Genomic DNA, 19,070 nt, shown 5'->3' on the forward strand with positions numbered 1-19,070 from the left:
GCCGCCGCGCCGGAGCGCCGCACGACTCCCCCGTCGAGTACACGAAAACTGCACGCCATCGAAGTGGATGGCGTGCAGTTTTCGCGTACTCGACGGGGGTGGTGGGAGGCGGTGGGAGGCGTGGGTCAGGCGACGCCCAGGTAGGCCTCCTTGATCGCGGGGTCGGCGAGGAGCTCCTTGCCGGTGCCCGCACGGGTGATCACGCCGGTCTCCAGGACGAAGCCGCGATGCGCGCGGGCCAGCGCCTGATTCGCGTTCTGCTCCACCAGCAGGACCGTCGTGCCCTGCTTGTTGATCTCCGTCACGATCGAGAAGATCTGCCGGATGAACTGCGGCGCCAGACCCATCGACGGCTCGTCCAGGAGCAGGAGCCGCGGGTTCGACATCAACGCGCGGCCGATGGCGAGCATCTGCTGCTCGCCGCCCGACATCGTGCCGCCCACCTGCGTCTTCCGCTCGGCGAGTCGCGGGAACAGCGCGAACACCCGGTCGAAGTCCTCGCCCATCTTCGAGCGGTCCTTGCGGCCGAACGCGCCCATGTCGAGGTTCTCCATGACCGTCATTCCCGGGAAGATGCCCCGGCCCTCCGGCGCCTGCGAGATGCCCCGGACGACGCGGATGTGCGCCTTCATCTTGGTGATGTCCTCGCCGTCGAACAGGATGGACCCCTTCGACGGGTTCAGGATGCCCGAGATCGTCTTCATGGTCGTCGACTTGCCTGCGCCGTTCGCACCGATCAGGCTGACGATCTCGCCCTCATCGACCGAGAAGGACATGTCGTGGATGGCCTCGATCCGGCCGTACGAAACGCTGATGTTCTTCAGCTCAAGCAACGTCATCTTCGGGCTCCCCGAGGTAGGCGGCGATCACGCGAGGGTCGTTCCGGATGGCCTCCGGAGTGTCGTCGGCGATCTTGCGTCCGAATTCCAGCACGACGATCCGGTCGGTCACTCCCATGACCAGCTTCATGTCGTGTTCGATCAGCAGAACGGTGTACCCGTCGGCCCGAATGGTGCGGATGAGCTCCATGAGCTCCTCCTTCTCCGCCGGGTTGAAGCCGGCGGCCGGCTCGTCGAGGCACAGCACCTTCGGGTCGGTCGCGAGCGCGCGGGCGATCTCCAGACGACGCTGGTAGCCGTACGGGAGCGACCGCGACAGCGAACCCGCCTGGTCGGCGATGCCGACGAACTCGAGCAGGGCCATGCCGCGCTCGATCGACGACTTCTCCTCGCGCGTGTGCCGCGGGAGGCGGAGCAGCGCGCCGGGGACCGACGTGCGGTGCCGCGCATCCAGTCCGACCACGACGTTCTCGAGCGCCGTCATCTCACCGAACAGCCGGATGTTCTGGAACGTCCGCGAGAGACCGAGCCGGGTGATCTGGTGCTGCTTGCGGCCCTTGATCGTCTGGCCCTCCAGCAGCACGTCGCCGCTGGTCGGCTTGTAGACGCCCGTCATGGCGTTGAAGCAGGTCGTCTTGCCTGCGCCGTTCGGGCCGATCAGACCGAGGATCTCGCCGCGGCGGATGTCGAAGGTGACATCGTCGAGGGCCGTCAGGCCGCCGAACTTCACCGTGAGGTTGCGCACCTCGACGATGTTCTCGCCGACCTCGACCGCGATCTCGCGGTCGGGCGCTGCAGCCTCGGCGACCTCCAGGTCGATGCCCGCGGCCTCCAGTTCGTCCTCGTTCACGCCGAGGGCCGGCTCCTCCTCCGGAACCGTGTTCTGTGCATCCGTCATCGTGCGCCTCCCTTCGCGCTGCCATCCGCATCCAATGCCCCGCTGTCGACGACCGGAGTGGCCCCGGTCCGCGGGCCCGGACGTCCCTTCGCCGCGTCCGCCACCCGGCGATACGCATGCCTGCCATACGCCAGCAGCTTCTGCCGCGCCGGGAACAGTCCCTGCGAGCGGAAGATCATGATGAGCACGAGGGCGATACCGAAGATCAGGTACTTGTAGTCGGCGATGACGGTGAACCGCAGCGGGATGTACGCCACGATCGCGCCGCCGAGCATGGCGCCGACCTTGTTGCCCGCGCCGCCGAGGACGACGGCCGCGAGGAACAGGATCGAGGTCTGCACGTCGAACTTCTGGTTGTTCACGAAGCCGACCTGACCGGCGAACAGCGCACCGGAGAGGCCGCCGACGCCGGCGCCGATCGCGAACGCCCACACCTTGTACTTGAAGGTCGGGACGCCCATGATCTCCGCCGCGTCCTCATCCTCGCGGATCGCGACCCAGGCGCGGCCGACGCGGCTGCGCTCCAGGTTGCCGACCAGCAGCAGGATCACGATGATGACGGTGATCGTCAGCCAGTACCACGGCACGCCGTTGGAGTTGGAGAAGATCGGGATGCCGTCGGCGTTCTCCCCCGGCGGGTGGCCGACGTTCTGGAAGCCGACCTGGCCCTTCATCGCCGGGATGATCGTGGCGAGGATGCGCACGATCTCACCGAAGCCGAGCGTCACGATCGCCAGGTAGTCGCCACGGAGGCGGAGCGTCGGGACACCCAGGATGATGCCGAACGTCATCGTCACCGCGATGGCGACCGGGATCGTCCACAGGTACGGGATCTTCACGAACGGCGAGTCGGGGCTGGTCAGCATCGCCGCCGTGTACGACCCGACCGCGAAGAACGCGACGTAGCCGAGGTCGAGCAGGCCGGCGTATCCGACCACCACGTTCAGGCCGATCGCGATGAGCGCGTAGACCGCCATCGAGAAGCAGGCCAGCGCCCAGTCGTTGCCGGGAGCGGTGGAGAGCGGGAAGAAGTTCAGATACGGCAGGGCGTAGGCGAGGGCCACCACGATGAGCAGCCAGGCCCACTGCACGGCGCGCGGGAGGTTGTTCCAGCGGTCGCGGAGCTGACCGAACGGGCCGGTGCTGCGCTTGCCGCGGGACGCCTCGAGGGCGTCGACCGCCTGCTCTTCGCGAGCATCGGGCAGGACCCTGGGTCCTTCTGACATGCTCATGCGCGGCTCCTTCCGAGCGAGGTGCCGAGAATGCCGCTCGGCTTGATCAGCAGCACCAGGACGAGGACCACGAAGGCCACGACGTCCGTCCACTGCGAGTCACCGAGGAGGATCTGGCCGTAGTTGCCGATGACGCCGAGCAGCAGACCGCCGAGCAGCGCTCCGCGGACGTTGCCGATGCCGCCGAGGACGGCCGCGGCGAATGCCTTGACGCCGAGGATGAATCCGCCGTTGTAGATCACGCCGGAGGGGACCAGCATCACGTAGAACAGCGCCGCGGCGCCGGCGAGGATACCGCCGGTGATGAAGGTGATCTGGATGATCCGCTCCTTGTTGACGCCCATCAGCGTCGCGGTGTCCGGGTCCTGCGCGACCGCGCGGATGCCGCGGCCGGTGCGGGTGCGTCGGATGAACCAGTCGGTCGCGATCATGAGGATCACCGACGCGATGACGATGATCAGCTGCTGGCTGTTCACGATCGTCCCGAACACATCGAAGATCGGCTGCGGGATGAACATGGTCACCGAGGGCTCGGCGTTCGCGCCACGGATCAGGAAGATCCCGTACTGGATCGCGAACGAGGCGCCGATGGCCGTGATGAGGAACACCAGGCGTGGCGCGTTGCGTTTTCGCAGCGGCCGGTAAGCGACGCGTTCCAGGAGCCATGCCGTCACGGCGGAGGCCAGCACGCCGACGATGAGGGCCAGGATGAGGTCCCCGACGATGGCGCCGGCGCTCAGATTCGGCGCGCTCGGACCGAAACCGAGCGTCGTGAGGGTCACGACGACGCCGTAGGCGCCGACGATGAAGACCTCGGAGTGGGCGAAGTTGATCAGGTTCAGCACACCGTAGACCAGCGTGTAGCCGACGGCGATGAGGCCGTAGACAGCGCCGAAGGTGAGCCCGTCGAACGTTGCGCTCCAGAAGTTCTGGACCAGCGCGTTGACGTCGAAATTGATCCAGGAGCTGTCGAGGGCGGGATGAAGGAGGAGGGTTTCGAGCATTCGAGCATCCAGGGTTCAGTGTCGGATCTTCGTTGATCCGGCGAGCAAAGCGAGCGTAGTCGAAAAACGAGGGTGCCGCGGGCCGTCGTGTCCCGCGGCACCCTTCAGGTGTCGCCTCAGCCGATGGTGCCGATCGGCACGATCTTGCCGTTCTCGACCTTGTAGCCGTAGACGGCCGGCGCCTGGAGCTCACCGGTGGAGTCCCACTTGTAGTGCTTGCTCAGGCCGTCGGCGTCGTAGTCCTTGACCCACGACAGCAGGTCGGCGCGGGACGTCTTGCCCTTGTCGATGCCGGCGAGGAGGACGGTGGCGGCGTCGTAACCCTCGATCGAGTAGGTGCCCGGCTCGGCGTTCGCGAGCTTCTTGTAGGCGGACTCGAAGTCGGGGATCAGCTCGCCCGGGATGCAGGGGCAGGTGAAGTACGCGTTGCCGGACGCGTCACCGGCCAGCTTGATGAACTGGTCGTCCTTCACGCCGTCCGGGCCGACGAACGTGCCCTTGTAGCCCTTGTTGACCAGCTGCTGGTCGAACGGAGCACCCTCGGCGTAGTAGCCGGCGTAGTAGACCGCGTCGGGCTTCGCGTTGATGATCTTCGAGATCACCGCGGAGAAGTCCTTCTGGCCGGTGGTCACCTTGTCGGTGCCGACGAGCGCGTCGCCGAGAGCCTTGGAGGTCTGGGTGCCGAGGCCGATGCCGTAGTCGGAGTCGTCCTGGACCAGGTAGACCTTCTTGGCCTCGAGCTTGTCCGTGAGGAACTTCGCGGCGGCAGGACCCTGCACGGCGTCGTTGCCGAGGCCGCGGAAGAAGGTCTTCCATCCGTTCTGCGTCAGGCCCGGGTTGGTGGCCGACGGGGTGATGTGGACGAGGCCCTGCTGCTCGAAGATGTTGCCGGTGGCCTTCGACTCACCCGAGAACGGGAGGCCGACGACGCCGACGATGTCCGACTCGTTCACGGCCTGGGTCACCGGACCGGTGGCCTTGTTCGGGTCGCCCTCGGTGTCGAACTTCTTGAAGCCGACCTGGCACCCCTTGTTGGACTCGTTGTGCTGGTCGATGGCCAGCTGGATGCCGTTGTAGATGTTGATACCGAGCTGGGCGTTCGGGCCCGTCTCCGCGCCCACGTAGCCGATGGTCAGGCCAGCAGGACAGGTGGCCTTTCCGTCGCCCGCGGGGAGCACCGCGTCCTTGGGTACATCGACCGACGTGATCGCCGGGATGTCGACCTTCGACGAATTGCCGTTGGTGGATCCTCCCGTGGACGGCTGGTTCGCACATCCCGCGAGGAACAGTGCGACTGACGCTGCAACAGCCGCACCGATGGTGACTTTCTTCCGTAGCATCTCTTGCCTCTCGACGTTAATCCGTCACGAACTCGCCGTTTTCGCCGGTTCGTGCCACGAATATGTGTGCTGAGAATACAGGGCTCGCAACGTTTTGCAACCACGATCGGAACGCAGATTTACACGATCGAAACCAAACCGTGCGGGATCCTTCACACGGTGCTCCGCGCCTGGGTAGGCTGATCCTTCGGCGTGGAACGGCTCGAGGAGGTGTCCGATCGGATGCGTGTGACCCGGCTGGAGATCCCCGACGAGCTCGGCACCCCCGGGTCCGCCGCCTTCGAGGAGCTGGTCGGCGTCCTCAACGGCATCGTGGTCGATATGTGGGGGGACGACGACTTCGTCGAGACCGCCGAGCAGGCGCTGGCTGCCCATCGTGAGCAGGACTATGTCGACCGGATCGTCTTCGTGGCGATCGAGGACGGCGTGATCGTCGGCCGTGTCGAGGCGATCTTCCCCCTGGACGAGGACTCCGAGACGGTGTCGCTGCTGGTCGACGTCGTCCCGGCGCTGCGCGGTCGCGGGATCGGCTCCGCGCTGCTCGAGAAGGGCGAGGAGCTCGCCGCGGAGGGCGGCCGCCGGATCATCTCGACCTACACCGAGCACCCCATCCGGACTCTGGAGGGCGCCGACCGCCTGGTGCGGGCTCCCGCGGGCACGGCCGGCCTGCCGGCGACGTCACGGGATGTGCGCTTCGCGCTGCGCCACGGCTACCAGCTGGGCCAGATCGAGCGGTCGAGCGAGCTGCACCTTCCGCTCCCGCCGGAGCGCGAGGCCGGGCTGACCATGACGCTGAACGGCTTCCGCCTCGTGTCCTGGTGGGGTGCCGCCCCCGAGGACCTGCTGGAGCGGTTCGCCGCGATGAAGGCCCGGATGTCGACCGACATCCCGCAGAGCGGCATCGCCGTGGACCCGGAGGACTGGGACGGCGAACGGGTGCGCTCGCAGGAGCGGACGCTCGTCGCCCGCGGCGAGCCGCTGCTCGTGACGGCTGCGGTGCACGAGACGACCGGCGAGATCGCGGCGTACACCGAGCTGGCGGTCCCCGCCGACGGCACGAAGGCGGAGCAGTACGACACCCTCGTGGCCCGCGCCCACCGCGGTCACCGGCTGGGCACCGCGGTCAAGCTGCGGAACATCCAGGAGCTCGGCCGGCGCGCCCCGCACATCCGCCGCATCCTCACCTGGAACGCCGACGAGAACGACCCGATGCTGGCGATCAACCGCGCGTTCGGCTTCCGCCCGCACGCTCTGACAGGGCACTGGCAGAAGACCCTCGGCTGATCGACCGAGGGATGGGCGCGGACGCTCCGGCGGTCAGCTCGCGGCAGGCAGGGAGGGTGACCGCCGCAGCCGCTGGCAGTGCGGGCAGAAGTGCGAGCCGCGGTTCATGAACTGCTCGCGCACGATCGGTGTGCCGCAGCGCGGGCACGGCTGGCCCTGACGACCGTAGGCGTTGAGGCTGTGCGAGAAGTAGCCGGAGGCGCCGTTCACATTCACGTACTGCGCGTCGAAGCTGGTGCCGCCCTCGGCGAGGGCCTTCTCGAGCACGTGGCGCACCTCCGCGAGCAGTGTCCGCACCTTCGTGCGGCTGAGCGAGTTCGCCGGTTGGGCGTAGTGGATGCGCGCGGCCCAGAGCGCCTCGTCGGCGTAGATGTTGCCTATACCGCTCACCAGGGTCTGATCGAGCAGGGCGCGTTTGATGCCGGTGTTCTTTCGGGCGAGCGCGGCGGCGAAGCCGGCGTCGTCGAAGGCGGGATCCAGCGGATCGCGGGCGATGTGGGTCACCTGTGTCGGCACGAACGGCTCGTCGGTTCCGAGGCCACCCGGCGCGCCGTCTGCCGTGGGGACGAGCGCGTCGACCGCCATGGACCCGAAGATCCGCTGGTCGACGAAGTGCACCCACAGCTCGCCATGCAGTGGATGCTCGATGTGCAGCCGGATGCGGAGCAGGCCGGCTTCTTCGGTGCCGGGTTCGCGCAGGAGGATCTGCCCGCTCATCCCGAGGTGGGCCACGATGGCGCGTCGCGGGACGCCTGCGAGCGGGATCCACAGGAACTTGCCGCGCCGGACCGGCTGCTCCATCACCCGTCCGGTGAGTAACGTCTCGAACGCCCCGGCGACCGGATCGTGGCGCTTCAGCGACCGCGGCTCGAAGACCTCGACGCCGAGGATGGTCGCACCGGTGACTGCGGGTGCGAGACCCGCACGGACGACCTCAACCTCGGGAAGCTCGGGCACGTCGTCTCGTCAGTTCCGTCCAGGCGCTCAGCGCCGCGGCCATCTCGGCCTGCTTCTTGCTCGTCCCCTCGCCGGTGGCGGTGACGAGGCTGCCGACCTCGACGGTGGCGTGGAACGTCTTGGAGTGGTCGGGGCCGCTGTTGGTCACCGTGTAGACCGGCAGGCCGGCACCGCGGTGGGCGGCGACCTCCTGCAGGCTGGTCTTCGGGTCCATGGCGGCGCCGAAGCGGTCCGGGTCGTCGAGCAGCGGCTCGATCAATCGCAGCACGAGCGCCGTCGCAGCGTCGCCCCCGGCATCCAGGTAGGTGGCGCCGATGAGCGCCTCGACCGTGTCGGCGAGGATGGATGCCTTCTCTCGACCGCCGCTCTGGTTCTCGCCGCGGCCGAGCCGGAGGTACTCCCCCAGGCCGATGCCGCGCGCGACCTCGGCCAGTGCGACCGAGCTCACCAGACTGGCCCGCCGCTTGGCGAGCTCGCCCTCGTCGAGGTCCGGGTTCTCGCGGAACAGTTTGACCGTCACCGCCTGCCCCAGGATGGAGTCGCCGAGGAACTCGAGACGCTCGTTATTGGGGATGCCGCCGTGCTCGTACGCGTACGAGCGATGAGTCAGCGCAAGCTCGAGAAGCTCGGGGTCGATGACGACCCCGAGCTTCTCCAGAAGTGCTGTGCGGTCAGCGTTCTCTCCGACCACAGCGTTCACCGATCGTCAGCGACGATCAGACGTCGGCGACCTTGCGGCCCTTGTACTCGAGGAAGAGGGCGGTGCCCGCAGAGTCCTCGACGACCTTCGCGCGGTGCGGGAGGCTGTAGGTGACCTTGCCGTTCTCGATCGTCTTGACGAGCGTGGGGACCTCAGCCTTCCACTGCGAACGACGGGCGTGGGTGTTGGCGCGCGACTGCTTCCGCTTCGGGACGGCCATGACTATCTCTTCTCTGTGTTCGGTCGGGGTTCATCGGTGTCGGAAGCCTGGAAGGCCGCAAGCGCAGACCAGCGCGGATCGACGATCTGCGACGGCTCGCGGTCCGGTACATCCGCCAGCCTCTCCCCGGTCTCGGGGTCGAGACCTGGGCAGTCCGGCCGGCACACCGGCTGGAACGGCAGTGCCAGCACTACCGCATCCCTGATCAGAGGTTCAAGATCCACGTGGTCGTCGTGAACCTCATGATCGAAAGCTTCGTCAGAAGAATACGCGAAAAGTTCCTGGAAATCGACTTGGACAGGCTGCTCGATGTCGATCAGGCAGCGGCCGCACACGCCGATGGCGGTCGTCTGAGCGTCGCCCGTCGCGAGAATCCCCTCGTGCATCGACTCCAGCCGGAGGTCGAGATCGATGGTCTCGCCCTCCGGGACGCTGATCAGGCCCTCGCCGAGTTTCTCCGCAACAGGGATGGTGACGCGCTGTTCGCGCATCGTGCCTGGGCGGCGGATGAGGTCGTACACATTGACGGTGTACGGCGAGTTCTTGGTGGTCACGAGCGACTATTTTACGCCGCTCCACGGGGACGGACGGCGGAAGGCCAGCCCGCTGGCAGCAAGGACACAGGAATGAGCAGCGCTTTCGTCCGCAGCACCGGGCCCGCCTGCGCCTCCAGGGCCGACAGCACCGTCTCGAGGTCGTCCGAGAGGCCGCCCGCCCAGCGGCGGGTCGGCGGGCCGTATGCGTCGCGTTCGAGTTCGCCGAGGAGGCGGAGGACAGCATCCTCCGCCGGCGTGCCGGCGACCGCGGTGGCCACCCGGCCGGCGAACACGCGCGGGGTCTCCGTCGGCGGCGCCGTCCAGCCGAGATCGCGGACGGTGTCGCGCAGCTCGTCCCAGACGAGCGACGCCCCTCCCCACTCGTCGGTCAGCTCGCGCAGCCGTCTACGCCGTCGCATCCTGCGCCACACCGCGGGGATGAGCAGGACGCCGATGACGAGGAGGGCGACGCCGATGCCGGTCGCGAGCGGCTGGGCTCCCGATGTCGGTGTGAAGGTGGCCGAGCCGGCCGGGTTGGCGGGGTCGGTCGGAACGAGCGCCCGCGGTGCGGAGCTGGAGGTGGCGGCCGAGCTCGGGGGCGCCGCGGCGGGGTCGGTCTGCGGCCGGGTGTAGTCCGGGACCGTCCCTCGGCCGACCGTGGGCTCGAACGGCACCCAGCCCACTCCGGCGAAGTACAACTCGGGCCAGGCGTGCAGGTCGTCGCTCGTCACCGTGTACTCGCCCGGGTTGGTCGCCGTCCCCCCACTGGTCGCGCCGGGCAGGTAGCCCTCCGCGACGCGCGACGGGATGCCCAGGGTGCGCGCCATCAGCGCCATCGCCGAGGCGAAGTGGACGCAGTATCCGCTCTTGACCTCGAGGAACTTCGCGATCACTCGCGCACCGTCGCCGTCGTATCCCTGCTTCAGCGGTGTCTGCGTGGAGTACACGAAGCTGTTGTCGCGGAAGTAGTCCTGCAGCGCGACCGCCTTGTCGTACTCGGTGATCGCATCCTTCGTCGCCGTGAGCGCCGTGTCCTCGATGATCGACGGCAGATTGGGCGGCAGGAACAGGTCGCGCTGCACCTCCACCGGGACGAAGCCGCCCGCGGCCTTCAGCTGGTCGGCCGTCGGCTGGAGCAGGAGGCTGGTCGCCGTGTACTTCTGCCCCTGCGTCGTCGAGTTGATGCCGCCGATCGTGAGGTCGTCCGGATCCCACGACCACGTGCCGTTCAGTCCCTTCACCGACTGGACGGGCGCCGGGGCCGGCAGCCACCGGCTCGTCATGTTGTCGATCGCGACCGTCGTCGTGATCTTCGTCGTCTTCACGGTGTCGGAGAGTCCGGCGACCGGCCCGATCTTGGCGCCGTCGCTCAGCCGGTTCGTGTCGCGCTCCCGGTGCTTCCAGACGGAGCCGGTGAACTGGTCGAGCGACGCGAGCTTGAGGTACTGCCCGTTCGCCGCGCTCGTCGTGTACGTGAGCGCGCGCACCGCGGCGGGGCGGCGGAGATCCTTTCCGAGGTCGACAAGCGGCGTGACCGTGCCGCCGATGGAGATCCCCCCGGCGGTGAAGGAGGTCGCACCGCCCTGGTCGAAGCCCGGCGCGGTCCCGGCGAGGACGACCGCGATGGTCACGGCCGAGGCGCCGACCGACAGGGCGGCTCCCGGACGCGGTGTGCCCGGGCGTCTGCTGCGCACATCGCAGCGCAGCAGCCACAGGTACGCAGCCGCCGACGCTGCCAGAGCCAGGGGGTCGAGCCCGTCGCCGAGCAGCGCGCCCGGCACGACGAGCACCGCGGCGATGCCCACGGCGGTGAATGCCGGCGTCCGGATAGCCACCGCGAACGTGTCGAGGATGAGCGCGAGCAGGCATCCGCCGCCCACGACGAGGAACAGGAACTCGGGGAGCGCCTCCGCCGGAGTGCCCTGCTGATAGATGGAGAGCATCGCCTGCTGGAGGTACTGCAGCCAGTTCGTCACGGTCGTCGGCGTGGGGATGACGCCGAGCAGCCCCGAGCCTCGGCCGAACGCCGCCGTCATGATGGCCGCGGACTCCACCAGCAGCAGCACCGGCACGACGCCCTTCGGGACGCCGAGGCTGCGGAGCCCCGCGCCGGTGACGAGCACCAGCGAGGCGGTCGCCACGAGCGCGAACCACCAGCCGATGCCCTGGATGAGCCCGGAGAGCGCATAGCTCAGCGCCACCACCTGCAGCACGAGAGCGCCGGTGATGCGCCAATAGCCGACCCGGCGCCGCACGCCGACGCGAGCGACGGGGAACGCGACGGACTCAGTCGCCACGCGCCACCACCCCCGCCCGCTGTCGCCGCAGGGCGCGCTGCCAACATTCCGCGGGGTCGTCGCCCGCGGCGAAGGTCACGCAGAGCCATCCGGCGTCCGCGAGCACCTCGGCCGTCTCGGTCGGCAGGGAGGCGCCGACGAACGCGACGGCGGGGTCGCCCATCGAACGCAGTGCGGCGAGGGCGCCGAGCTCCGCGGGCGGCGCACCGGCCAGCACGGCGAACACGGGGACCGCGCGACCGGCCCGGCGCAGACCGGCGCCGAGCTCGGCGACAGCGTCGTCACGGGCCGTGACACTGGTCTCGACCGCCGCCAGGTCTGCGAGGAGCATGCGGTCGGCACTCCCGACGTCGTAGGTCGCCGTCGTCGCGCCCATCGTCCCTGTCCGTCCGGCGCCGCTGCGCCCCGACAGCTGACGGTCGCCGGTCTCGACGACGCTCACCGCGAATCCCTCGTCCAGCAGGTGCACGCCGATCGAGGCGACCAGGTCGACCAGCGTCTCGAACTCCTCGGCCGCCTCTTCCGCGTGCGCGGGCAGCGGGCGGGTGTCCATCAGAATCCACGCTTCGGGGTTGCTGCGCTGCTCCTCCTGCCGCACCATCAGCTGGTCGTGCCGCGCGGTGGCCCGCCAGTGCACGCGCCGCAGCGGGTCGCCCGGCCGGTACTCGCGGGCGATCAGCTCGTCGGCGCTTGGGATGCTGTGGCGCAGCAGTTCGTGCTCGGTGCCCTCGCTGTGGGCGACATCCAGCTCGCCGCGCGACAACGGCACGACGCGCGGCGTCACCAGCAGTTGCCGTGGCTGGCCGATCGCGTACTCGGCGTACGCGATCGCGAACGGGTCCGTGCGGCTCACCACCAGCGGCCCGATGGGATGCGCACCGCGGCGCTCGGGGACGACATCCTGCCGGAGGACGACCGTGTCGCGGCCCAGCATGCCGTCGGGCTGGTGCGCACCGAGCCGTGGGAACGGCGCGGAGTCCTGCACGCCGACCGCGGCGGGAGCGGACTCGCGCCATCGAGCTGCGGGGCTGGGGCGCGGCGCCTGATTGCGCGCCGTCGTGACGATGGTGGCCTTCTCCCCCGCCGCCACGACATCCGGATGGAAGCTGCGGGTGACGGTCAGCCGGGGGCGGTCCACCGTCACGGAGATCATGGCGGCGAGCGGGAGCACGGTCAGGAACACCCCGACGAACAGCACGTCCGTGCGCCCGAACACGGCCGACGCGACGAGCGCCACCACTCCGACGGCGCCGAGCGTCCAACCGCGGGCGGTCGGGCGCGGCCGCTTCAGCGGCGACGAGGAACGGCCGCCCGGGGGCATGTCAGCGTCCCGTGGCGCCCGCTGCGCCGGCGCCGACCGAAGAACCGGAGCCGACGGGCACCGGCGTCGACGCGACGATCCGCCGGACGATGTCGGCGATCACCGGCGCACTCTCGTGGTGGTGCCCGAGCGCCCGGCTGGTCGGCAGCAGCCGGTGGCCGAGCACCGGCACGGCCAGCGCATCCACGTCGTCCGGGAGCACGAAGTCGCGGCCGGCGAGAGCCGCCATCGCCTTCGCCGCACGGATCAGCTGGAGCGTGGCACGTGGACTCGCGCCGAGCCGCAGGTCGCGGTCCTCGCGCGTGGCCCGCACCAGGTCGACCGCGTACTGCTTGACCGGCGTCGAGGCGAACACGGCACGAGCGGTCACCATCATGGCCCGCAGCTCGTCGGAGCTGACCACCGGGCGGATGCGCGACAGCGGACTGGACGTATCCCGCGTCGTCAGCATCGCGAGCTCGGAACCCTCGTCCGGGTAGCCCATGGCGATCCGGGCCATGAAGCGGTCGCGCTGCGCCTCCGGCAGGGCGTACGTCCCCTCCATCTCGACCGGGTTCTGCGTCGCGACCACGATGAAGGGGGCGGCGAGTGGATAGGTCGAGCCGTCGACCGTGACCTGGCGCTCCTCCATGCACTCCAGCAGGGCGGACTGCGTCTTCGGGCTCGCGCGGTTGATCTCGTCGCCGATGACGATGTTCGCGAAGATGGCGCCCGGCTTGAACTCGAACCGGCGCTCCGCCTGGTTGTAGACCGAGACGCCCGTGACGTCGGACGGCAGGAGGTCCGGGGTGAACTGGATGCGGCTGACCGTGCAGTCGACCGACTTCGCCAGAGACTTCGCCAGCATGGTCTTGCCGACACCGGGAACATCCTCGATCAGCAGATGCCCCTCGGCCAGCAGCACCACCAGCGCGGTCTGCACGGCCTCATGCTTTCCGTCGATGACGGACTCCACGTTGGCGGTGATCTGCTCCGCGGCGCGCCTCAGCTCGTCGAGGTCCATGCGGGTGACATCCCCCGCCTCCTCCTCGGGCGCGACGGAGGATTCGGTGGGCTGGCGCGTCGCGTAACTGTTCATGACTCCCCCGGCTAGGTCTCTTGGAGGTACTCGTGCACGGCCGGCGGCACGTACGGGCTCACGTCGCCGCCGAGCGCGGACACCTGACGCACCAGCGAGCTGGAGACGTGGGCGTTCGCCGGGTTCGGCAGCAGGAAGACGGTCTCGACATCGGCCAGGTGGCGGTTCACGATGGCCATCGGCGTCTCGTAGGCGACGTCGACCGACGAGCGGATGCCTTTCACCAGCACGTGGGCGCCGACGTCGGTGCAGTAGTCGACGAGCAGCCCGACCGACCAGGAGGCGATGACGATATTGCCGACGATGCCGGCATCCTCGATCGACCGCTCCAGCAGGGCCACCCGCTGCGCGATGGGCAGCAGGGCCGACTTGTCCGGATTGTGGACCACCACGACGTGGACCTCGTCCCACAGACCGGCAGCACGCTCGATCACATCGAGGTGCCCGAGGGTGACCGGGTCGAACGATCCAGGGACAACGGCGATCCTGTTCATAGACCCCCAGACTATCCCGCGGTTCCCGGCATTTCGTTGTGAATCCGTTACCAACGCGTTTCGTCCGTGCGACTCAGGACTTGCCGAGGAACGCCCGCTCGCTCTCGTCGAGCCGGCGGGCCAGCGCCGCTGCGAGAGCAGGATGCGCCGCGAGCGACGGGTCCGCCTCCAGCGTCTCCTCGGCGGCGACCCGCGCCTCCGAGATCAGCTCGCCGTCCGTGGCCACGCGCAGCAGCCGAAGCGACGACCGGCCGCCCGACTGACGGCTTCCGAGCACATCGCCCTCGCGGCGCAGCTCCAGGTCGATGTTCGCCAGCTCGAAGCCGTCGAGCGTCGCCGCGACGGCCTCCACCCGCTCGCGCGCCAGGCTCCCCTGCTCCGCGGCTGTGACCAGCAGGCAGAGACCCGGGATGTCGCCCCGGCCGACGCGGCCGCGCAGCTGATGGAGCTGCGAGACCCCGAAGCGGTCCGCATCCAGCACCACCATCGCTGATGCGTTCGGCACGTTGACGCCGACCTCGATGACCGTCGTCGCGATCAGCAGGTCGATGTCGCCGCCGGCGAACGCGCGCATGACCTCGTCCTTCTCGTCCGACGGAAGACGGCCGTGCAGCACGCCGATCCGTGAGCCGGCGAAAAGCGGATCGGCGCGCACCTGCGCGGCGACGGACTCGACGTTGGCAATCGGCCGAGGCGGAGCGCCATCACCCTCTGGTTCGTCGGGCTCCGGCTCCTCGCCGTCGTCCTCCGCATCCTTCCCCGAGATCGCCGGGCAGACGACGAACACCTGACGGCCCTTCGCGATCTCCTCCGACGCGCGCTCCCAGATCCGGCGCTCCCATCCGGGCCGGTCGGCGAGCGGCACCACGAAGCTCTCGATGCCCTGCCGGCCGGCGGGCAGCTGCGCGATGGTCGACACATCCAGGTCGCCGAAGACGGTCATGGCGACCGTGCGCGGGATGGGCGTCGCCGTCAGCACCAGCACGTGCGGCGGGGTGCCGCCCTTCGCGCGGAGGGCCTCCCGCTGCTCCACGCCGAAGCGGTGCTGCTCGTCGACGACGACGAGTCCGAGGTCGAAGAAGGTCACCGCGTCGCCGAGGAGCGCGTGGGTTCCCACCACGATGCGCGCCTGCCCGGACACCGTCCGCAGCAGTGCGCGCTTCCGCTCGGCGGCGGAGAGCTGGCCGGTGAGGAGCGTCGGCATGAGCTGGGCCGAGAGGTCGGGGCCGAGCATCGCGGCGATCGACCGCACGTGCTGCGCGGCGAGCACCTCGGTCGGGGCGAGCAGGGCCGACTGGCCGCCGGAGTCGGCCACGGCGAGCATGGCACGGAGGGCGACGAGGGTCTTGCCCGAGCCGACCTCACCCTGCACCAGACGGTGCATCGCCGCAGTATCGGCCAGATCGCGCGCGATCTCGCCTCCCACCACATCCTGGTCGCCGGTGAGGGCGAAGGGCAGCGCCGCGTCGAACCGTTCGAGCAGCCCACCGGGGACGGCTACGCGGGGCGTCGCCGCCGCCTCCCGCGATGCTGCACGCTGCTGCAGCAGCGCGGCCTGGAGGACGAAGGCCTCCTGGAACCGCAGCGTGTCGCGAGCGCGCTGCCACTGCGCATCCTTCTGAGGTCGGTGGATGCTCTCCAGCGCGTCCCGATACGGCACCAGCCCGCGCTCGACGACGATCGCATCCGGCACCGGATCGGGCACCGGCCCGAGCGCGTCGAGGGCGAGCCCGACGGCCTTCTGCACCTGCCAGCTGGCCACGGTCCCCGTCGCCGGATAGATCGGGATGGGCGTCTGCGCCCAGTCCTTCGCGGCCGCGCTGCCCGGGCTCACGGCGTTCTCCGCATCCGGCTCGAACAGCTCGTAGTCGGGATGCGCGAGCTGCAGGGCGCCGCGGTACGCCGACACCTTGCCGGCGAAGATGCCGCGAACGCCGGGCAGGAGCTCGCGGGAGCGCCACGCCTGGTTGAAGAAGGTGAGAGTGAGGATGCCCTCGCCGTCCGAGATCTTCACCTCGAGGATGCTGCCGCGCCGCGCCCGCATCGGGCGCTCCTGCACTCGCAGCACCTCGGCGATGATCGTCACGTTCTCGTCCAGCGGGAGGTTCGCCAGTGCCGTCAGCTCGCCGCGCTTCGCGTAGCGCCGCGGGAAGTGGCTGAGCAGGTCGGCGACCGTGCGCATCCCGAACGCCTTCTCGAACGCGGACGCGGTGCGGCCGCCGAGGACGCCGCTCAGCCGGGTATCGAGGCCGACGGTGCCGGCGTCAGCGGACCCGGAGCCGGCCGGGGCGGGGACGGAGGTCATGACTCGATCGTATGCTTCCCCTCCGGCATTCCGTCGTCGGGTGCGCGCGCCTCGGGTGCGTCGTCGTCGGGTGCGTCGGACAGCGCCTCCAGCTCGGCCAGGACGGCCGGCTCGTCCGGGCGCTCCGACGCTAGCCGCCGCTGGATCTCGCGCGCCTCGGCGGTCCGGCCCGCTTCACGGAGGCCACGCGCGAACGCCCACTGCGCGGCGAACTGCTGATCCAGGGTGCCGTACGCCTCGGCGTGCTCCACCGCGTTCTCGAACGACACCAGAGCGGCCGCCGCATCCCCCTCGCGCAGCAGTGCCCACCCGCGCAGCTCGTGCAGCACGACACCCCAGCGGAGGGTGCGCGGGTCGCCGGTGGCCGACAGGTCGGAGAGGCCTTCGTCGATCCACTGCAAGGTGTGCGGGCGGTCCGCATCGGCGAGCGCCAGCGCCGACTCGACGGCCAGCGCCACGTCACCGTCCCGGCGGGCCGTGCGCAGGGCGGCCTCCAGCACCGGCACCGCCTCCCCGGCGAGGCCGGCGGCCGATCGGAGCCGTCCCCGTTCGAGCAGGACGCGCACCTCCAGCACGCCACTCGCCGGCTCCAACGACTCCAGGAGGGCCTCCGCCTCGTCGAACCGCCCCTGCAGTCCGAGCGCGCGGGCGCGCTGGGTCTGCAGCTCGGCCCGGACGACCTCCGACCGGTCCGGTTCTGCGGCAGCCGCGGCCAGCCGTTCTGCGGAGGCGATCGGGTCACCGGGGAGCCACAGGGCGTCGAGCTCTGGCTGCTCCAGGCGTTCCTCCATCCCCATATCTTGGCGGCACTCCGGGTGCCGACGCTAGGCTCGGGGGGCCATGACCCGCATCGTCTCCGGATTCGCCGGCTCGCTCAGCCTCCAGGTGCCGAAGAGCGGCACCCGCCCCACCAGCGACCGGGTGCGCGAGGCCATCTTCTCGGCCTTGGATGCGCGCGACGCGCTGCACGGAGCCCGGGTGCTCGACCTCTACGCCGGATCGGGTGCCCTGGGCCTGGAAGCCGCCAGCCGTGGCGCCGTCTCCGTCGTTCTCGTCGAGAAGGGCGCGGCGGCGGCGCAGGTCTGCAAACGGAACGCCGCGGCGGTCGTCTCGGCAGCGCGGGCTGCGCGGGTCCCCGTTCCGGAGATCGATGTGCGGTCGTCCACGGTGCAGTCCTACCCCTCCGGAGCGCGCGGGCCGTTCGACGTCGTGTTCATAGACCCGCCCTACGACGTGCCGGACGCCGAACTGCTCGCCGTGCTCACGGCCCTGGAGCCGTTGCTCTCCGACGACGCCGAGGTCTGCGTCGAGCGGAGCGCCCGCACGCCGGATCCGAGCCTCCCCGCCGGTCTCACCCTCGTGCGCCGCAAGTCCTACGGCGAGACCGCCATCCACTGGCTCGCCCCCCTCCGTCCCTAGCCCCTCTTCTCGCGGCTCCGCCCACCGTCGAGTCCGCAAACTTTGCACGCTCTCGGGATGGATCGTGTGCAAAGTTTGTGGACTCGACGGTGGGGGTGTGGGGGTTCAGCGGGAGGCGGAGGGGGTCAGCCGCGGCGGCCGTCCCATTCGAGGTAGGGGTCCCAGCCTCCGCGCTCGTCGAAGGGGGCGCCTGCGACGAGGAGGCCCCGGCCGTCGCGGACGGTGCCGATCGGGCGGAAGCCTCCGGGGAGGGCGGTGCCGGGCGGGAAGGTCGCGAGGAGGCCGTGGTCCTCTCCCCCGGTCAGCGCCGTCCGAGGGTCCGGGCCGAGGGCGGCGGGGTGGAGGTCGATCGCCACGCCGCTCGCCTCGGCGACGCGACGGGCGTCCAGCGCGAGACCGTCGCTCAGGTCGAGCATCGCCGTCGCGCCGGCGTCGGCCGCGAGCGGTCCGTCGGCGATCGGCGGACGCGGCCGCAGCTGTGCGGAGACGGTGTCGGGATGCGCGGCCACGACGGCCGCGAGACGGGCGGCATCCGGCTCTCCCGCCGCATCCACCGCCTCCGTGAACAGCGTGCGCAGGCCGGCGGCCGCCTGCCCGAGAGCGCCTGAGACGGCCACGACGTCTCCCGGACGTGCGCCGCTCCGGAGCACGGGGCGACGTCCGCCGAGATCGCCGAACGCCGTCACCGCGATGGTCAGCGTCTGCGACACCGACAGGTCGCCACCGACCACGCCGCACCCGGGAGCCAGCTCAGTGCACGCCAGCCGGAAGCCGTCGGCGACGCCCTCCAGCCACGCGACCGGGGTCTCGGGCGGCGCCGCGATCGCGACGACGAGGGCGGTCGGGACGGCGCCCATCGCCGCCACGTCGGACAGGTTCGTCGCCGCGGCCTTCCAGCCGAGATCCACGGGGCCCGACCACGCCAGCCGGAAATCCGGGCCGTGGACCATCATGTCCGTCGTGACGACGAAACGTCCATCGGGGGCCGCGAGCACCGCCGCGTCGTCACCCGGTCCGACGAGCGTGGCGTCCGACTCCGGGAGCCGCGGGAAGATGCGCTTGAGCGCCTCCCGCTCCGACGCCTCCCCGATGGTGATGCCGGCCGCGTCGCTCCCAGAGATTCCCATGATCTGAAACGGTAGCCTG

Annotated in this window: 18 protein-coding genes; 2 read left to right on the forward strand and 16 right to left on the reverse strand. The window is 70.0% G+C overall.

What is annotated here, in order from left to right; genetic code table 11:
- Positions 1–125 precede the first annotated feature (125 nt).
- From H284_RS0102190 to H284_RS0102210, 5 genes are all read right to left on the reverse strand, one after another.
- Positions 126–839 carry an ABC transporter ATP-binding protein gene (locus H284_RS0102190; protein ID WP_018190675.1) on the reverse strand — a complete coding sequence of 238 codons (714 nt, stop codon included), beginning with the start codon at positions 837–839 and terminating at the stop codon, positions 126–128.
- A complete protein-coding gene (locus tag H284_RS0102195) occupies positions 826–1,737 on the reverse strand; it encodes an ABC transporter ATP-binding protein (protein ID WP_018190674.1) in 912 nt (303 codons plus the stop codon). Before H284_RS0102195 ends, H284_RS0102190 begins: the two co-directional genes overlap by 14 nt.
- Complete coding sequence (locus H284_RS0102200) at positions 1,734–2,969, reverse strand: branched-chain amino acid ABC transporter permease (RefSeq protein WP_018190673.1); 1,236 nt, start codon at positions 2,967–2,969, stop codon at positions 1,734–1,736. The genes H284_RS0102195 and H284_RS0102200 overlap by 4 nt, the downstream gene beginning before the upstream one ends.
- Positions 2,966–3,973, reverse strand: a complete 1,008-nt coding sequence (locus H284_RS0102205) for a branched-chain amino acid ABC transporter permease (protein WP_018190672.1) — start codon at positions 3,971–3,973, stop codon at positions 2,966–2,968. Before H284_RS0102205 ends, H284_RS0102200 begins: the two co-directional genes overlap by 4 nt.
- A gap of 116 nt (positions 3,974–4,089) precedes the next feature.
- A complete protein-coding gene (locus H284_RS0102210) occupies positions 4,090–5,313 on the reverse strand; it encodes a branched-chain amino acid ABC transporter substrate-binding protein (RefSeq protein WP_018190671.1) in 1,224 nt (407 codons plus the stop codon).
- Positions 5,314–5,505: 192 nt separating this feature from the next.
- On the opposite strand from H284_RS0102210, the gene H284_RS0102215 reads away from it, so the two are divergent.
- Positions 5,506–6,597 carry a GNAT family N-acetyltransferase gene (locus H284_RS0102215; protein WP_018190670.1) on the forward strand — a complete coding sequence of 364 codons (1,092 nt, stop codon included), beginning with the start codon at positions 5,506–5,508 and terminating at the stop codon, positions 6,595–6,597.
- 33 nt (positions 6,598–6,630) lie between these two features.
- Here H284_RS0102215 and mutM read toward each other — a convergent pair whose 3' ends face one another.
- From mutM to H284_RS0102265, 10 genes are all read right to left on the reverse strand, one after another.
- Entirely contained in the window at positions 6,631–7,554 is a 924-nt protein-coding gene (mutM, locus tag H284_RS0102220) for a bifunctional DNA-formamidopyrimidine glycosylase/DNA-(apurinic or apyrimidinic site) lyase (protein ID WP_020075001.1), read from the reverse strand.
- Complete coding sequence (rnc, locus tag H284_RS0102225) at positions 7,532–8,245, reverse strand: ribonuclease III (protein WP_018190668.1); 714 nt, start codon at positions 8,243–8,245, stop codon at positions 7,532–7,534. Before rnc ends, mutM begins: the two co-directional genes overlap by 23 nt.
- A gap of 25 nt (positions 8,246–8,270) precedes the next feature.
- Complete coding sequence (rpmF, locus tag H284_RS0102230; protein ID WP_018190667.1) at positions 8,271–8,474, reverse strand: 50S ribosomal protein L32; 204 nt, start codon at positions 8,472–8,474, stop codon at positions 8,271–8,273.
- A 2-nt stretch (positions 8,475–8,476) separates the two neighbouring features.
- Positions 8,477–9,028: a YceD family protein gene (locus tag H284_RS0102235; protein WP_020075003.1), complete on the reverse strand. Its 552-nt coding sequence runs from the start codon at positions 9,026–9,028 to the stop codon at positions 8,477–8,479.
- Between the two features lie 11 nt (positions 9,029–9,039).
- Entirely contained in the window at positions 9,040–11,307 is a 2,268-nt protein-coding gene (locus tag H284_RS0102240; RefSeq protein WP_020075004.1) for a transglutaminase TgpA family protein, read from the reverse strand.
- Positions 11,297–12,628: a DUF58 domain-containing protein gene (locus tag H284_RS0102245; protein ID WP_020075005.1), complete on the reverse strand. Its 1,332-nt coding sequence runs from the start codon at positions 12,626–12,628 to the stop codon at positions 11,297–11,299. Before H284_RS0102245 ends, H284_RS0102240 begins: the two co-directional genes overlap by 11 nt.
- Before the next feature lies 1 nt (position 12,629).
- Positions 12,630–13,706, reverse strand: a complete 1,077-nt coding sequence (locus tag H284_RS0102250; protein WP_020075006.1) for an AAA family ATPase — start codon at positions 13,704–13,706, stop codon at positions 12,630–12,632.
- Between the two features lie 11 nt (positions 13,707–13,717).
- Positions 13,718–14,200 carry a pantetheine-phosphate adenylyltransferase gene (gene coaD, locus H284_RS0102255; RefSeq protein ID WP_018190662.1) on the reverse strand — a complete coding sequence of 161 codons (483 nt, stop codon included), beginning with the start codon at positions 14,198–14,200 and terminating at the stop codon, positions 13,718–13,720.
- Positions 14,201–14,273: 73 nt separating this feature from the next.
- Positions 14,274–16,505 carry an ATP-dependent DNA helicase RecG gene (locus H284_RS0102260; RefSeq protein WP_020075007.1) on the reverse strand — a complete coding sequence of 744 codons (2,232 nt, stop codon included), beginning with the start codon at positions 16,503–16,505 and terminating at the stop codon, positions 14,274–14,276.
- Positions 16,502–17,296: a tetratricopeptide repeat protein gene (locus H284_RS0102265; RefSeq protein WP_020075008.1), complete on the reverse strand. Its 795-nt coding sequence runs from the start codon at positions 17,294–17,296 to the stop codon at positions 16,502–16,504. Before H284_RS0102265 ends, H284_RS0102260 begins: the two co-directional genes overlap by 4 nt.
- Positions 17,297–17,345: 49 nt before the next feature.
- Here H284_RS0102265 and rsmD point away from each other — a divergent pair, with 49 nt between their 5' ends.
- The gene (gene rsmD / locus H284_RS0102270) at positions 17,346–17,924 is read left to right on the forward strand and encodes a 16S rRNA (guanine(966)-N(2))-methyltransferase RsmD (RefSeq protein WP_020075009.1); all 579 of its coding nucleotides are present in this window, start codon (positions 17,346–17,348) and stop codon (positions 17,922–17,924) included.
- 125 nt (positions 17,925–18,049) lie between these two features.
- Here rsmD and thiL read toward each other — a convergent pair whose 3' ends face one another.
- The gene (thiL, locus tag H284_RS0102275) at positions 18,050–19,051 is read right to left on the reverse strand and encodes a thiamine-phosphate kinase (RefSeq protein ID WP_020075010.1); all 1,002 of its coding nucleotides are present in this window, start codon (positions 19,049–19,051) and stop codon (positions 18,050–18,052) included.
- Positions 19,052–19,070 lie beyond the last annotated feature (19 nt).

Source organism: Cryocola sp. 340MFSha3.1, assembly GCF_000383315.1.
Lineage (GTDB): Bacteria > Actinomycetota > Actinomycetes > Actinomycetales > Microbacteriaceae > Leifsonia.

Coding starts and splice junctions, on each gene's coding strand:
- H284_RS0102190 (WP_018190675.1), bottom strand. CDS start 839: ATGACGTTGCTTGAGCTGAAGAACATCAGCGTTTCGTACGGCCGGATC.
- H284_RS0102195 (WP_018190674.1), bottom strand. CDS start 1,737: ATGACGGATGCACAGAACACGGTTCCGGAGGAGGAGCCGGCCCTCGGC.
- H284_RS0102200 (WP_018190673.1), bottom strand. CDS start 2,969: ATGAGCATGTCAGAAGGACCCAGGGTCCTGCCCGATGCTCGCGAAGAG.
- H284_RS0102205 (WP_018190672.1), bottom strand. CDS start 3,973: ATGCTCGAAACCCTCCTCCTTCATCCCGCCCTCGACAGCTCCTGGATC.
- H284_RS0102210 (WP_018190671.1), bottom strand. CDS start 5,313: ATGCTACGGAAGAAAGTCACCATCGGTGCGGCTGTTGCAGCGTCAGTC.
- rpmF (WP_018190667.1), bottom strand. CDS start 8,474: ATGGCCGTCCCGAAGCGGAAGCAGTCGCGCGCCAACACCCACGCCCGT.
- H284_RS0102245 (WP_020075005.1), bottom strand. CDS start 12,628: ATGCCCCCGGGCGGCCGTTCCTCGTCGCCGCTGAAGCGGCCGCGCCCG.
- H284_RS0102250 (WP_020075006.1), bottom strand. CDS start 13,706: ATGAACAGTTACGCGACGCGCCAGCCCACCGAATCCTCCGTCGCGCCC.
- coaD (WP_018190662.1), bottom strand. CDS start 14,200: ATGAACAGGATCGCCGTTGTCCCTGGATCGTTCGACCCGGTCACCCTC.
- H284_RS0102260 (WP_020075007.1), bottom strand. CDS start 16,505: ATGACCTCCGTCCCCGCCCCGGCCGGCTCCGGGTCCGCTGACGCCGGC.
- H284_RS0102265 (WP_020075008.1), bottom strand. CDS start 17,296: ATGGAGGAACGCCTGGAGCAGCCAGAGCTCGACGCCCTGTGGCTCCCC.
- rsmD (WP_020075009.1), top strand. CDS start 17,346: ATGACCCGCATCGTCTCCGGATTCGCCGGCTCGCTCAGCCTCCAGGTG.
- thiL (WP_020075010.1), bottom strand. CDS start 19,051: ATGGGAATCTCTGGGAGCGACGCGGCCGGCATCACCATCGGGGAGGCG.